Origin of the sequence: Alteromonas algae (genome assembly GCF_049117195.1) — a bacterium.
In the GTDB taxonomy this organism is placed as follows: Bacteria; Pseudomonadota; Gammaproteobacteria; order Enterobacterales; family Alteromonadaceae; genus Alteromonas.
In genome coordinates, this window is the sequence record NZ_CP185260.1 from 1,737,623 (window position 1) to 1,754,445 (window position 16,823).

At 44.7% G+C, this 16,823-nt stretch carries 6 protein-coding genes; 5 read left to right on the forward strand and 1 reads right to left on the reverse strand.

The window, feature by feature from the left end; translation table 11 throughout:
• Positions 1-23: 23 nt before the first annotated feature.
• Positions 24-4,193: an EAL domain-containing protein gene (locus ACOJRU_RS07900; protein ID WP_421134468.1), complete on the forward strand. Its 4,170-nt coding sequence runs from the start codon at positions 24-26 to the stop codon at positions 4,191-4,193.
• A gap of 223 nt (positions 4,194-4,416) precedes the next feature.
• Positions 4,417-6,096: an AMP-binding protein gene (locus tag ACOJRU_RS07905; RefSeq protein ID WP_421134469.1), complete on the forward strand. Its 1,680-nt coding sequence runs from the start codon at positions 4,417-4,419 to the stop codon at positions 6,094-6,096.
• A 70-nt stretch (positions 6,097-6,166) separates the two neighbouring features.
• Here ACOJRU_RS07905 and ACOJRU_RS07910 read toward each other — a convergent pair whose 3' ends face one another.
• Entirely contained in the window at positions 6,167-6,823 is a 657-nt protein-coding gene (locus ACOJRU_RS07910) for a dUTP diphosphatase (protein WP_421134470.1), read from the reverse strand.
• Between the two features lie 550 nt (positions 6,824-7,373).
• On the opposite strand from ACOJRU_RS07910, the gene recC reads away from it, so the two are divergent.
• From recC to recD, 3 genes are read left to right on the forward strand one after another with little or no spacing between them, the layout of a single operon-like run.
• Positions 7,374-10,907, forward strand: coding sequence for an exodeoxyribonuclease V subunit gamma (recC, locus tag ACOJRU_RS07915; protein ID WP_421134471.1), 3,534 nt, complete (start codon positions 7,374-7,376; stop codon positions 10,905-10,907).
• The gene (gene recB / locus ACOJRU_RS07920; protein WP_421134472.1) at positions 10,904-14,830 is read left to right on the forward strand and encodes an exodeoxyribonuclease V subunit beta; all 3,927 of its coding nucleotides are present in this window, start codon (positions 10,904-10,906) and stop codon (positions 14,828-14,830) included. The genes recC and recB overlap by 4 nt, the downstream gene beginning before the upstream one ends.
• Positions 14,827-16,815 (forward strand): exodeoxyribonuclease V subunit alpha, encoded by a 1,989-nt coding sequence (recD, locus tag ACOJRU_RS07925; RefSeq protein ID WP_421134473.1) that lies wholly within the window; start codon positions 14,827-14,829, stop codon positions 16,813-16,815. The genes recB and recD overlap by 4 nt, the downstream gene beginning before the upstream one ends.
• Positions 16,816-16,823: the final 8 nt, after the last annotated feature.

Sequence of the window (16,823 nt, forward strand, 5' to 3'; positions counted from 1 at the left end):
AATAATAGATTTGTAGAGCTGTTATGCGCCTTCACCTCATCCTGTTTTGGATGCTTTTTGTGGTTTGCTTCGCAAGCAATGCTTCTCCTCGCCTGACCAATCCTGTTTTTCAATCGCTTTCAACAAAGAATGGATTACCGCAAGATATCGTGAACGATATTTGTATTGCCAATGATGGCTTTATTTGGATTGCGACAGAAGGGGGGCTCGCGCGATGGGATGGCGTAAGAGCGAAACAAATTAGCGGTCCTGATAATATCTTTTTTGATACCGCGATTTACAAAATTACGCTAGAAGGTAATGACGCTGTTTGGATAAGTACGTACTCAAATGGCATATATCGCTTGGATCTGGCAACACAGCACGTCGACCATGTAATTGATATTCCTTTCTCAAATTACAGCGATTGGTCTCAAAACGCCGAGAGTTTTTATTGGCACAGTGAACATGAATTAGTCATCGCGCTTCCTGAAGCTGTCTTAATGTATGACACCGAAACGAAGAAAACGACAGAATTAGCCGCATTAAGTGAAGCGCTGATCGAACAAACACATTTGATTCGCTACGCGATGATGGTCGATAATATTTTAGTTGTAGCCACGACAGACGGTGTGTTTACCGTAGACACTAAACTACAACAGCGTGAGTTAAAGCGTCTCGATTATCTCGCGGGAACGCCTAAAAACATTGACAATATCAATGCTAAATTTCTTACGTTAGACAACAAAGACCGTCTATGGATTGCGACGGTAAACGGCATTTTTAAAGCATCAAAAAATCAGTTTCTAGCACAAATCAGTGGTACTGCCCAATCGTCTTTTGAAAACGTCATTTCTGGTCGGAATATATGGACGATGAGAGACGCGGGTGAAGACAGTTTTTGGCTTGGCACTAACCGTGGTCTCGCGCTACTGCAGAAGAAAGATGAGGCGTGGACTTTTGAGCACATATTAGAACCTCACAATGGTCGAACCGAATTATCCGATAAAAGAATAAAGGCGCTTCAGGTCGATAACGCCGGCAATTTGTGGCTAAGCTCTGTTTATGGCGGGGCGCTATATTTTGGCGTAAAAAGTGCGGATATTTTTTCCATTCAGAATAGTCGCTATAACGAAGAGCGCGCGTTGAGCGATGGGGTGGTGTGGTCGCTTGCGCAAACTGATCAGGATACGTTATGGATAGGTACTGAGAATGGACTGAATCGATACAATTTTAAAACAGATAAAACTGACCAATATCTTACCAAAGACAGCAGTAATATAATGGAAGGCGAAGCGCTTATTCAGCGTATTGTTCCAGCAGGTGGCGGTAAGCTTTATGTTCAGACCTATATGGGGATCAGACTATTTGACCCTGAAAATGAAACGTTATCAATTCCCCCTTTAGCAGATGCCACGCAAAAAGATATTTTCGATGTATGGAGCTCTAGCATCGCAGACTCTAGAGAAGGCGACTTGTACTTCATCGGTAATGCGTTCTATCGCTATCGCCACGCGACAAATAAGATAGAGACGTTAGCACTGGATGAAGAAGTGTTCGATGTTGGCTTTTCGATTGGCTTTTTGGGGCAGTCAAGCTACCACAATAATCGGATGTTTTTAGCCATGGGGGGAGGCTTGTGGTTAGTCGATGTTAATACATTTGAACACGAATTGGTCTATCGATTTTCAGAGTCTCAACGCAGTATGGATCGCTCTATCAGTTCTTGGGTTATTGATGACCTTGGCGTGCTGTGGCTAGCGTATAGCGGTTTTGGTTTAATTGGTGTAGACGCCGATACCTTTGAACCGCTGTATAACCTAAATGAGTCTAACTTGCTTATGAGCAATATTGTTTATGGGCTTAAAAAAGATGGGAATGGGGACATCTGGTTTAGCTCTCACAATGGTCTTCATCGTTATTCGCCGCTATCGGGGCAAGTAAAAAACTATATTTATGGGCGTGAATTATCTGTCTCAGAGTTTAATCAAGATGCCGCGTTAAAATTGAATGATGGGAAGCTCGTTTATGGCTCTACAACCGGTGTTGTTATCTTCGACCCTGCCACCTTGGCAGAATCAGTGAGGTCAGATGCGTCAGATGTTAATCAGACAGCCATTACCGAGGTGTCTGTAGATAGTCGATTATTGCCACAGCCATTAACGAATTTAAATGGTAAAACCGTTAACTTAAATCATGATGATTACGGCTTAACCGTGTATTTTTCTGCGCTTGCGATGAACAGCGTCGGTAATGTCAAATACCATTACAAACTCACGCGCGATAGCGATATTGTCAGCGAGGGCGTTACGACGGATAACAAACTAACCATTGCTAGTTTAAGCCCCGGCATGTACCAATTTTCAGTGGGGCCGACGCCTGGCAGTTTTGAAAATGCAATATTACCAGCGACACTTACCGTCGACATGCCATATGCACCATGGCGCTCGCCATTGGCTTATGGAATATATTTCTTGCTTTTAGCTTCTGCGCTACTTGCATTTTTCTTTTCTAGACAGCGTCAGTTGCTTCGCCTGCAAACTGCTCAGCGCGACGTTGCCTTGTTTAGTGATGCATTTAAACAAACAAGAGATTGGGTCATTATATTTGATAGCAAGCAAGAGCCTGTTGCCGCTAATCCTGCTTTTGAAAAAGTATTCGGCTTTAATCAAAAAGAACGTCTATCCAAGCAGTTGAGTCGTCTCTACATGCGCTACCCCTTTTTAAATCGCCAACTGTCGGGCAAGTTAAAAGAATTAAAGCCTGGCGAATTTTGGAAAGATGAGGCGGTAGTCGAAGGACGTGACGGAAACCATTACGATGTGTTAATTGATGTAACGGCAGCTAGCGATGGAACAGGCGGAATAGAACATTATCTCATTGTTATTTCTGATATTACAGAGCAGAAAAATGCTGAAAAGAAATTATTAAAAATAGCCAACTACGATAGCCTCACAGGCTTGGTTAATCGAAGCTTGCTACTTGATAGGCTAGAGCATGCGATTGGGCATGCTAGACAGCATGATAATAAAGTTGCCGTTATGTTTATCGATTTAGATCGTTTTAAAGGGATTAATGACTCGTTAGGTCATGATTATGGAGACAAACTCCTTCGCGTTGTCGCCAACCGTATGAGAAACCTCGTCGCAGACGCGGGCACCGTCGCACGTTTAGGGGGCGATGAATTCGTTATTGTTATTGAAGATGTAGACAATACAGAGTCGCTTACCTCATTTGTGGGGCGCCTTATTGAATCAGTAGAAACACCTATAGCGCTGGCTGATGAAGTATTAAGGGTGTCTTGCAGCATCGGTGTTGCTTATTATCCCGATGACGCCGCTGAACCTGCCGAATTGATTAAACAAGCTGACGTGGCGATGTACACAGCGAAGAAAGATACGCTCAATGGCTTTGCGTTTTTCACGCAAGATATGAACGAACGCGCGCGACAGCAACTTAATATAGAGAATGTGGTTAAACGCGCTTATTTAGAATCATGCTTTTTTAACCATTATCAACCCATAGTGAATGCATCAACGGGGAACACCGTAGGTGTGGAACTGCTGCTACGGGGAGAGTTAGACGGCAAGGCGCTTTACCCTGATGCGTTTATTCCAATTCTCGAACAGCTGCGCCATATTATCGATGTCACTCGCTTGGCGATGCGACGCGCAGCGGAAGATTTATCATCATGGTATGAACACGGCTTCACAGGGTTTGTATCTATCAATCTATCGGCATTACACTTTAAAACCGAGTTCGACCTTGATGGCGTGCTAGCGCTTTTAAATGAATTTAGCTTACCCAAAGAGGCTTTTCGGTTTGAGATAACAGAAGGCGTGCTGATGGATGATAGTGATAACGCGCTAAGACAAATAAACCGGTTTGTAGACGCAGGGTTTATTCTTGCGTTGGACGACTTTGGTACCGGTTATTCGTCAATGAGTTATTTAAAGCGATACCCGCTTTCTGTGCTAAAAATTGATAAAAGTTTTGTACATGATATGGCCCCTGGGAATGCGAATGAAGCCTTGGTGAGTACCACAATTACACTCGCGACAAGCTTGAACATGCAAAGTGTTGCTGAAGGGGTAGAAACGCAAGAACAGGCCATTAGCTTGTTAAGTCGAGGGTGTGAGTATCATCAAGGATATTTTTATTCGCGACCTGTTGCGAGCGAAAATATATTACCTTTATTGCTAAAAAAATGGTAAGCAATCATAGTTTTATGAAGTAATCGTACGTTCTTTAAACCATAATGAATGATGACTTTAATCTATAAAAATTATAAATTTAACCCCGCAGGCTGCGCCATTCATCGCATCTAAACTAAACGTCTGTTTAAAAAGCTTGTCATTGTGTTGAAAATGATGCTTATTATGTCACTGTGAAAACATTGTAAAAATAAGCTACATTATAACAACATATGAGTGACCTATGCCGCTAGACATGACAGCAAACGCAAACAGCACCGAAGTAATAAAATCGCCTTTAAGTATGTTGTACCATTGGGAGCAAAGCCGTGGTGACGACGTTTTTCTAACGCAGCCGATAAAGGGTGAGTTTCACGACTATACCTGGAAGCAAGTCGCTAATCTTGCGAGACGAGTGGCAAAGCGCCTTGAAGAGCGCAACTTGCCCGACGGCAGTCGTATCGGTATCTTCTCAAAAAATTGTGCAGAATGGTTTATTACCGACCTTGGCATTATGATGGCAGGGCATATTTCTGTGCCTATTTTCTCCACCGCAGGTGCAGATACAGTTCAATATGTATTGCAGCACGCTGACGTCCAGCTTTTGTTCGTTGGGAAGTTGGATAACACCGAAGAGCAAGTAGCCTCAATTCCCGCCGACTACGAAACCGTAGCTTTCCCGTACCCAGGTATTAAAACAACACAGCAATGGGATACCTTCATTGACTGCGACCCCATTGAAGGGTCACCCGTGCATGATATGGACAAGATCATGACGATCATTTATACCTCAGGCAGCACGGGTCAGCCTAAAGGCGTAGTGCACAGTTACCAATCAATCTGTTGGGCGGGACAACGCTCGCTAGATCAACTTGGAGTAGACACTAACGACCGTATTCTGAGTTATCTACCACTGGCTCATATTACTGAGCGTGTATTAGTTGAACTTGCGAGCTATTACAGCGGCTGTAAGATTCATTTCGTTGAGGCGTTAAATTCTTTCCAGCGTGATGTAGTGAATTGCCAGCCTACATTATTCATTTCAGTACCACGTTTATGGACTAAGTTCCAAATGGGTGTGTTGGCAAAAATGCCACAGAAAAAACTGGATACGCTACTAAAAATCCCCATTATCAATAAGCTTGTTGCTAAGAAGATTCGTAATGGTCTGGGTATCAATAATGCCAGATTATGGGCAAGCGGTTCAGCACCGTTGGCTCCAGCTGTCATAGAGTGGTTCGCTAAAGTGGGTGTCAATATTTCAGAAGGTTGGGGTATGACAGAGAACAGCGCCTACGGTACAGGTAGTGTTCCTTTTCGCCATGACAAAATCGGGTGTATTGGTAAACCCTATGATGGTGTAGATATTCGTATTTCAGAAGAAGGCGAAATTCAAGTGAGTGCACCATGTAATATGCTTGAATACTACCTAGAGCCTGAAAAAACGGCTGAAGTATTTACCGAAGATGGCTATCTTAAAACCGGCGATAAGGGAGTAATTGACGGTGACGGATACGTTAAGATTACCGGTCGCCTCAAAGATATTTTCAAGACAGCTAAAGGGAAATATGTCGCGCCAGCGCCCATCGAAGCGAAGTTCATGGAAAACCCTATTGTTGAACAGGTGTGTGTGACGGGTAACAACTTACCTCAGCCTGTTGCCCTGTTGGTGCTAAGTGAAGATGCGCAGAAAAAAGATAAAGCAGCGGTTGAAGCTAGCTTAAAGCGTACCTTTGAAGCGATTAACGCAAACTTAGAAAGTCACCAAGTCATGGATCGCGTTGTCGTCATGAAGAATGAGTGGAGCATCGAGAATGACTTGCTCACACCCACACTTAAAGTGAAGCGTCATATTTTGGAAGAACGATTTATCGACGTTATTCAGGGTAACTATAACGATAAAGTAGTGTGGGTTGATGCCTAATTACTTTGCATAATGAATAAAAAAACCAGACATATGTCTGGTTTTTTTTTAGCTGCTTCGACAGTATTTCTTATGCTGACGGGTAGCGTGTGTTTAGCCCTTCATACACATAGTCACTAAAGCTCACGTCGTTTAAATCTAAGGCATCCATTACCTCTACAAGGTGCTCATTGTCTTCCTTGCCGTTCCATACTTTTATGTATGTTCCCGTTTTATAGCCATTATCTTGTCGAAAGAAGTTGAGTACGTTTTTGCCGACATACTGACGGTAAAGTTCATCCGCCGACATTTCACACTGCTCTACAATTTTCATAAATAATGGCACGCTGAAACGTTTTGCTGCGCAAAGCCCTGTCATCAATTCAAGGTTATCCAACAAAGATTGATGAGCGAATGCATAGGTGACGCTGTCGAAGGTCACAGATTGTTCTCCACTAGCCAACTCGGCGGCAATTTTTGACGCGGTTGCCGTGATGTCACCTTTAAAATCGATAATGCAAGCAGAGAGCGCAAAATGCCAAATGTCGACCAGTTCCATCTGAAGTTGAGGAAGGTCTTTTTCTTGCGCTTTCCACCATTTCCAACCGTGATGCTCAATGGCTTCAACTGACTCGACCATCGCGGCGCGCAGGTATCCATACCCGGCAGTTAACCACGCAGGATTGACTTTGGTATTCATTTTATCTTGGAGAGAGAGCATGGTAGCGAGTTGTTGTTGTGTGAGCATAGTAAACCTTTCAAAAGCACGACAATGGTAAATGTAATTGTTAGTGTAAAATTGTACGTTACTGACGGTGTGCAGTGAACCTTTCATTTCTTTTTCTGTTGCAGCGTGATGGTGCAGATGCACCATTATCAAACTAAATATTTGTTTATAAAAATATAAATATTTTTAAGGTGTTGATTTTAAAAGGAATTAATAGGGGTCTACTGCGATAAAATCTGGCATTTAATATGCTGTATATACAACGTTAACTGTGTGATGCCGTAACGCGAATATAAAAACCGTCAGGCAACGCTTTTTATATTGTTACGGTGTGGCTCGTAAACCTTACCCATACAGATTTTTCGTGTCCTGATGTCTGTATGGGTTTTTTTCCCATCATCCCAGCGATTTCATTTTCTACCCAGCGCATTCGAACATGGGTTCATCGCCATTTTATTACAAATACGACTTAACACTGCGTCATATTGCGATACACTAAATCCCTACAAACGAGAGACGGTTGCATCTTACGAGTAACCTCATTCTGCTCGCTATATAAAGGACTTTACGATTGCTAGCGCTTTATCCCTCGAACAAGTTAGAACATCTCAGTTTTCTGTTAACGACCTTGGTTAAACAGCAGCCTACGGCAGTGTTTACACCCGAAACTATTTTGGTTGAAAGCCCAGGAATGCAACATTGGGTTAGTATGCAACTTGCAAATGAGCAAGGGGTGTCGATGAACATCGACTTTCCATTACCGGTGCGGTTTATGTGGAATACGGCGCGCACGGTATTGGGCAGTGACACCGTACCAAAACAGTCGCCTTATCGGCGAGAGGTGCTTACATGGCGCATCGATAATATTTTACAAGATGAAGCGTTAATGGAAAAAGAGGCTTTTATTCATGTAAAACAGTATTGGGAAAGGGCGGGCACGGAACAGGAACAAGGCGTGCAGCGCCTGCAACTCGCAACGGCGCTGGCGGATGTTTACGAACAATACTTGCTATATCGTCCTGACTGGCTATTTGCTTGGGAGCGCAATGAGCGGGTCGTTTTCGATGATATGGAAGTGTGGCAAAGCGAAATATGGCGTGTACTGGCAGCATCACAACCACTTCATCCAGCTCGACTACATCATATGGCACTCGAGGCGCTGCAAGACGGTCATATCCCAGCGAATTTACCCAATCGAATTATCGTATTTGCAATTAATACGATGGCCCCTCAGTTAATTGCATTTTTCGATGCGCTAGCAGAGCACATCGATATTCATATTTTTCATCTAAACCCCAGCGTGAATTATTGGGGAGATGCTAAAAGCGACAGTGAATTGGCAAAGCAATTGCGAATGGAGGGGCTCGAAAAATGGATGGAGCACGAGCAAAGTAACCCGCTGTTAGGCAATTTAGGGAAGCAAGGAAGAGAGTTATTTAATTTATTAACTGACTTAGATACGTTTGAAATAAGTGCCTTCGATGCCCCCTCTATGAATGAGGCCGTGAATGGACAGGATAGCCCTTCACTGTTGGCGCGTATTCATGATGATATATTGCATGCCGCGCCAGCAGTGCCGCGTGCAGACGCCGACGTAAGAGATGAAGACGATAGCATTACGATAATGTGTGCGCATTCAGCGCTACGGGAAGTACAGGTTTTACACGACCATTTATTGCATTGGTTATCAAAAGATAAAACCCGAACGCCATCAGACATTGTAGTGATGTGCCCAGCAATTGAAAATTATGCCCCTTTTGTTGATGCGGTTTTTCACCGTGTGGGCACTAAGGCGCTTCATGGCAGCGGGCTAACACGCCTACCTTGCTCTATTGCCGATAGAAGCCCTATGGATGCAGAGCCTCTGATTGCGGCATACATGGCGTTGTTACAGCTTCCTGATAGCCGCTTTGGCGTGTCAGATATCATGGATTATTTGCAGCTTGATGCCGTACAGAAACGCTTTTCGGTTTCACAAGATGATATTGATCAGATGGCGGTGTGGCTTAAGCAGGCACATATCCATTGGGGATTAAACAGCGAGCATAAATCGGCAGTGTCGGAAGGTGTAACCGAGCAAGACACCTACAGTTGGTGGTGGGGCATACGCCGCATGCTCATGGGCATGCTGGCGCCCGACACAGAGGTGGTCGTTAGTGATGTGCTAACAATTCCGGACGTTGAAGGACAAAGTGTACTTACGCTTGGAAAGTTGGTGCAGGTAATCGACTTACTAGGGCAATTTGCGAATGACTTAACGACACCTCGCACGCCAGAGATGTGGGCAAGAGACTTAATTGAACTGCGCGATGCGTGCTTTATGCCGATAAGTGAGCAAGAACAGAGTTGGGACCTGATTGCAAAAGTAGCCGCTGATTTAGCTGCCCGTTGCGAAGAGGCCGGTTATGAACACACGCTAAGTCTAAGACAGGTAAGAGATTTACTCCTTAATCGCTTTTCATCGCCCGATGCGGGCAACCACTTTATGACCGGGCAGGTAACCGTATGCTCTATGCTGCCTATGCGCAGTATTCCCTTTAAAAAAGTGTGTATCTTGGGCCTAAATGACAGTGAATTTCCACGTAAATCCACACCACTCGGGTTAGATTTAATGGCAGGCCCAGCGCGGCGTATCGGCGACCGCTCAAGACGACTAGAGGACCGATATCTATTTTTAGAAGCGATTATCTCGTGCCGAGATGGCCTGTACCTTAGTTATCAAGGTAACGACGTTAAAAACAACAGTGAGCGTCAGCCTAGTCTCGTGTTAGCTGAGTTTCTTGACATGTTGCAAGAAGGCTACATGGTTAACGTTTCACGTTATGTAAAGCATGCACCGTTGCACCCGTTTAGCGAAAGTGCATTTACAGGAGTGTTACCAAGTTATGAAACTGGGTGGCTAAGGCTTGCAGATGCACTAAGGCAAACAACGCACGTGCAGGGTAATGATAACGTTGATAATGATAATACCGACCGGTTGTGTACAGCGAGTCACGCGACTGCATCGTCCTTGCTGTCGCTTGATGATGATCAGCATGAGCGGTTGTCGGGCATGCAAGTTGCGAGGGCGTTTAAAGACCCGCTCGCCTATTTTTCAATTCAGCGTTTAGGCGTGAATCTGCAACAATCGTTCACTTTGCTTGAAAACAGTGAACCCTTTGAGACTAATGCGTTAGTTCGTTATCAAGTACTCGATGCAATTTTTGCCTCTCCCCATGGCAATACGCAAAGCGACGCTAACGACAACTACAGTGAACAAGTGATTGCATTTGCAGCAATGCGCGGCGATATCCCAGCTAACCCGGTCGCGCAAGAAGAACTCGAAATGTGGAGAGACGGAGCGGCGGCATTGACACAGGCAATGGGCCCTCACGACGTAGACGCTAAGAGCGCAAGTTTTACGGGGCAACATATCACATTCACGGCCAGTGCTTTTGAAGGCGCAGACAGTTTGATGTTGCTATGTGCAGGTAAAATAAATGACACTCGAGCACTGCACTATTTTATCTCTCAACTTGTCTTTTGTAGCAGCGAAACGAGCACGTCATATAGTGGTTATCCATTAGACGTATTCTATTGTGATTGGGAAAAAGGTGAGACCACCTTGATTAAACGCCGTTTCAAGGCATTTGAGAGAGAGGTTGCACAACAAATATTGCTCTTTATTGAACGTTTATATATCGCTATTTACACGACACCGACACCGCTGTACCGAAGCGCATTCAACGACCTCGTGCCAGGTAAACGCAATTCTCAAAGCGCCACACTGGTTAAAGAAATAAAACCCGAACGCTTTGGTGAGGTTGTCGAGGCGTTATTAGCGCAATCGGAAACGGTGACTAACAATGGGGGAGCGCGTAATGACGTGTCAGAGAATTCGACCACTCTCATTAATAATGTCACCTCGCTATTTGATGATTTCGATGCCGAACGTTTTCTTAAAAATTGGCTTCAATCCTCGGGTCCCTTTACTTCTGACATAGCCAATAACCCTTATATTAAGTGGCTATTCCCGCAGGGCATTGCGTGGACTGACTTACCCTATACACAGGGCTTTATTTTGTTTGCTATGGTGATAAACGCAGCCGATGAGGAAACGTTATGAGTCAAGATACCACACCAAAGCGTACTGGCATTTCCGGTAGCAATGACGATGGTTCAACATTATCGACAACAAGCAACATCGTCCGCGCTACTCCCTTGAATGTACCAGACATGCCACTGCATGGCAGACACCTCATTGAAGCGAGTGCTGGAACAGGCAAAACGTTCAACATAACGCGCTTGTATTTGCGATTCTTACTGGAAAAGCGACTCACGGTGAAAGAGATTTTGGTCATGACGTTTACCAAAGCCGCCACTGAAGAAATTAAAGGAAGAATAGCAAAAACGCTTCGCGAAGCGTCAGCAATATGGCAGCAAACGAAAAATAATGATGGACAAGCACCGCGAAATATCGACCCCGTCTATGCACACCTTCTTGCCCACTGTGATGTAGATGACAGTTTGGCAAGACTAAAGGCTGCACAACTAGAACTCGACGAAGCCTCAGTGTTTACTATTCATGGTTTTTGCCAGCACGTTATCGGGCAGTTGGCATTTAATAGCGGCTTTGCGATGTCGCTAAACTTAAGTAAAGATACGAGCGAATTATACCTTCAAGCTGCCGAAGATTGGATAAGAAAGGTAAGTCAGAACGACGAAGATTTTCTACTATTAGCACAGTCAGGCTGGCATGTTCCAGCGCGTTTATTAACCACATTTCTTGGCAGTATTAAAAGCCCATTAACACCACTTTTGCTTGATAAAGATACCATAGAGGCATCGTTTACCGAGGCAATGAACAATAGCCCTGACACCGCAAACAGTCAGTTTGAGTATTTTTTATCACGTATTGAAGAAAATACAGACCTTATTGATAAAGAGCTCATGAAAACGGCTGCCCATAAGCAAACGCGACCCGCTGAATTAGATGCACTTAAAGAGTGGTTAGGCGCCGCGCAGTACACTTCGGCGCCGCCGGCAGCAACAGCGTTTTTAGATGGCAGGCGTTACGCGCGCAACAAGTCTGGGGTAAAAGAACTACTTAGCCCGATTAAAAACTTTGTAAAAGCGGTGGAAACCGCTGTCGTTGAAAAGCAAGACGCACTCGGGCAAATACCCGTGTTTACGTTAGTGAACCAAGCCATCTCTTTTATTAAAAAGGGTGTCGCCAAACAGAAAAAACAGCTTGGTGTAATAGATTTCGACGACTTGATACACATGCTTGCCGATGAGGTGGTGAAACCAAATAATACGCTTGTACCTGAACTACGGAAAAAGTTTCCTGTCGCCCTTATTGACGAATTTCAAGATACTGATGCAAAACAGTACGCAATTTTAGATGCGGTTTATCCCAAACTTAGCGACGCTACATGCGATAACACTGACGTCCATCGCCAGATATCAAGCGATGGTAAAGAGGGGGATGCACAAAAAACAAGTAACGCATTGCTGATGATTGGTGATCCTAAACAGGCGATATACCGCTTTCGTGGTGGTGATATATTTACGTATTTAAAAGCCGGGCAGCACGCTGATTACCGTTGGGTTATGAACACTAACTGGCGTTCCGTTGAAGGAATGGTAGCGGCATACAATCGACTATTTTATGGTGCTCCCCTTGCAAGTGGGCGTTCTACCGACGTATTTGGGTTTAACATCCAATACAATCCAGTCGAATTTTCTTCACATGCTGCAGCAGCAAAAGCGCCATTGCATGACCCTCATCATCATCGTAATGCGATGAATTTTATAAGTATGGGCCTTGAAGAGAAACAAGATATAAACACGATGCGACGGGGTATCGCACAGTGGATAGCGCAAGAGATTTATCGCTTATTAAATGAGGCTACGTTTGTTGCCCGTGATGGTACAGATAACGAATCGTTCGCTGTTAAACCGGCTGATATTGCCATTCTGGTAAAAGACAGAACAGAAGCCAATGTGATCAAATATGTGCTTCAACAGAAAGGCTTGGCTTGTGTTTATCTTAGTGACCGAAGCAACTTGTTTATTACGCCTGAAGCAAAAGATGTCTTGCGGCTATTAAATGGGATTTGGCATGCCAGTGATAGCAGTAAGTTAGCGTCAAGTCTCGCTTCGCCGTTATGGGGGTATAGCCCACATGTATTAATAGACTTGCTGTATCACGAGGACGATGCATTATGGGATAGTGCGTATGAAAACGTATTATCGTTGCGTGAAATGTGGCTACAAAAAGGCTGCATGAGCGTATTATTGCATTTAATGCAAACCAGTTATCAGCCTTACGGTAACGATGTCGAGCGCGCATTGACCAATTATCAACATTTGGCCGAGGTGCTGGAAAAGGCGAGCACGACGCATCAGCGTCCGGAGCAGCTATTAGACTGGCTACATAAACAAATACACCAACCCGACACTGACGAAGAAATGACACTTCGCCTTGAGAGCGACAGTCAGCTGATTCGGTTGATCACCCAGCATGGCTCGAAAGGGCTTGAGTACCCCATCGTATTCGTTCCGTACGCAACGGGCTATAAAGACCCTGCGAAAAACGGTAAGTCGATGGCGCAAATATTTAGCTATTATGATGACAATAAACAAGCATTACAGCTGCAGTTAGGCCAAACAAAGCACGCAATAGAAAGGGTGCGTGCGGAAGGCCAAGCAGAAGATATGCGCCTTGCTTATGTGGCCGTTACCCGAGCGGCGCACCGCTGCTATATGGGCATTATTCCGCTTGATGGTAACGAAAAAAGTCCATTGGCCAGAGCGTTAGGCGTCGGGCGTAAGCCAGCAGAGGATACTGGCGAAACGCAACCACAAGATTGGCTAAGCGTATTGAGCGCAATAAACAACGAGCAAGATGCGTTTACTTGTCATATCAGTGCGAACGATATTGAAGAAGTCTATACCACGGTCGCACAAGACACCCATGTTACCGAATTATCTGCATTAGCATTTACAGGTACCGACAAAGAAGACTGGCGGTTATTTTCGTTTTCTGCCATTAGCCGACTAACAGCACACGGTAACATTGTCATCCCAACGCAAAATATACAGACAATTCCGGTACTTCAAACCGTACGTGATGAAGAAATAGTCACCGCTAAAGCGTTAGCAGACATAGGTTTGTTTGAAGAAAGTGAATCAAAAGTCGGTGAAAGTCCGGTAGAGGCGGCTGATAAACTTCGATTTACGCTTACCAAAGGGGCAAGTGCGGGAAATTTACTGCATGACTTACTTGAACTTAATGACTTTAGCGCTCCTACGTGGGAAGAAAACGGCAGCGAGTTGGTTAAGCGGTTTGGATTAGATAAAGCGAACGTTCCATACCTTTATGACTGGTTAGACGAAGTGCTGCATACACCGTTATACCCACACACAGATAAAGCGCTTAGTGACCTAACCCTTTCGCAAACGTTACGAGAAGCCGAATTTTACTTTCCAATGAATAATAGTAAATGGGCGTCACTGAGCCGTGTATTAGCTGAGCATAGGGCGCGTGTTGCTAGCCGTTTAGGAGCACCTGCGTTAACCGTTCCTAGCCTGATGACACCCCATTTAGCCGGTATGATGCACGGATTTATTGATTTAATATTCGAACACAATGGCAAGTACTACGTGGCCGATTATAAGTCGACGTGGTTAGGTGATGACATTGCAAGTTATCAACCCGCCGCGTTATTTGAAAATAATCAGCAGCATATGTACGACCTTCAGTATCTTATCTACTGTTTAGCGCTGCATCGTTATTTGAAAAATGCGATTCCCGATTACTGTCCAAATGTGCATTTTGGTGGAGTCTATTATTTATATTTACGGGGTATGCATCCACAAAATCAGCAAGGGGAGGGGGTGTTCTTTACTTCTATATCTTCCAACACGCTCAGTCAACTAGACAATGTTTTTGAGAACGGTGAGAACAGCGTTGTAACCAACGCAGACCAAGGCGATAGCCAGCAGCAATTTTCTTTCGATGATACACAAGGCACTCACGAATGAGCGAACGTAAAATGAATTTCAGCGCCAGTTTTGAGCAATTGGCGGGCATTGAAGCGATAGATAAATTTGTTGCTGCTGAATTTACGCCGCTGTCTGTGTTAAATGAAGCGCAAAACGGTGTTTGGTTGCATGCACTGGTGACACTTTCTTTTATGCAGCGAAACGGCCATAGCTGTCTGCCGGTGAATGCTATTGCTGGCAAAACGTTCTTTGATGACATAAGCCGCGAGAATGAAACACGTAGCGGTGAACAAAAAGCCAATGACGGTAATGAAAATACTGCTGCAAGCCATGTGGTGGTAAAAAAAGGCTATACTTTTCCTTCGCTAACCGTGGTGATTGGTACCATAAAGAAAGCGCTTGAGGTGAAGGATATAAGCTCACTCTTTGTATACCATAGCGGAAGATTGTACAGTCGTCGCTATTTTGAATTTGAACAAGAAGTCGCTCGGCAAATACATAAACGTACACGATTTTCCCCGTTAAGCGACACGGCATCATCAAATGTTAAGGCGTTATGGCCTGCTATGTTTCCTACTTCGGAAGGCGCATCCCAAGATTGGCAACAAGTAGCAGTAGCAAAAAGCCTTGTACAACGCTTCAGTGTTATAAACGGTGGTCCGGGAACGGGAAAAACTTACACCGTACTGCGCTTATTACTTGCGCTTTTAGCCAGTGATGACAGCTTAAACATCGTATTGGCAGCGCCAACGGGTAAAGCGCAACAGCGAATGACAGAGTCTATTGTGGCGAGTATCGAAGGCCTTAAAGGGTCGGTAAACGACACACTTTTAAACCTTGTGCCGACACAGGCAGTAACGCTCCATCGTTTGCTTGGCTTACGTGAGCACACCATCGCTACACGGCATAATGCCCTAAACCCGCTTGCGTTAGATGTACTTATTGTCGATGAAGCTAGCATGGTCGACCTTGCCCTCATGACACGTATTATGCGTGCTTTACCCGATCATGCTGCATTATATTTTATTGGCGATGCCGACCAACTTCCAGCAGTAGAGCTAGGCAATGTACTGGAACAGTTGGTTGCAAAGGCAGATAGTAAAGAAGAGGGTAGCGAGGAAAGAGTCGGTGCTGTACCTACGTTATTACGTCAACATATTGCCACGCTTTGTCCGCATTTACCTTTGTTGCCGGTGGATGAAAAAGCAAAAACGTGGGTGCATACGTTGCAAGCTTCACAACGCTTCAAAGGTCAGATTGCCGCAGTTGCAACAGCGATTCAGCAAGGCCAAGCGCAACAGGCGCTAGAGGCGATAGATAGTGGCAAACCAAGCCTACAGAGCCATACTCGTGACGCCAGCGCGTTAAAAGATGGTGTGTATCTATGGGATGAATTATCGGTGAATACCGCAACGCTGCAACGGTTAGCAAAAGAAAGCTTCTTACCTATTTTTGAATCAAAAGACGCAAAGCAGGCGTTAGCCCAACTTAATCGTGTTCGATGGTTAACCCCAGTTCGAAAAGGCGGTATGGGCGTCGAAGGGTTAAATGCACTGGTATTTGATGCTATCAAACATAAAATCTTGCGAAGAGAGGGTAGCTTCTACCAAGGCCAACCTATTATGATTATAAAAAATAATCACCCTCAGCGTTTGTCAAATGGTGAGGTTGGCATAATATGGCCCGACGATTCAGGCAAACTGTATGCGTGGTTTGAAACACAAGACGGCGCGCTACGGTATATTTCGCTGTCACGTGTGCCACAGTTTGAGACCGTTTATGCGATGACTATTCATAAATCTCAAGGATCTGAGTTTAACCATGTGATATTACTTCTACCTAAGCCCGAAAGTGAAAAAGCGGCAGGGTTATTTCACCGAGGCTTGGTATATACGGGGTTAACGAGAGCAAAAGAGGGGTGTTTGTTAATCGCCAGCGCGTCAACATTTTGCACAATGATAGACCAAAATGATAAACGTCACTCAGGGCTGTCTGAGGCAATAAATACGCTGTCAGTTGACTAACGCAGCGA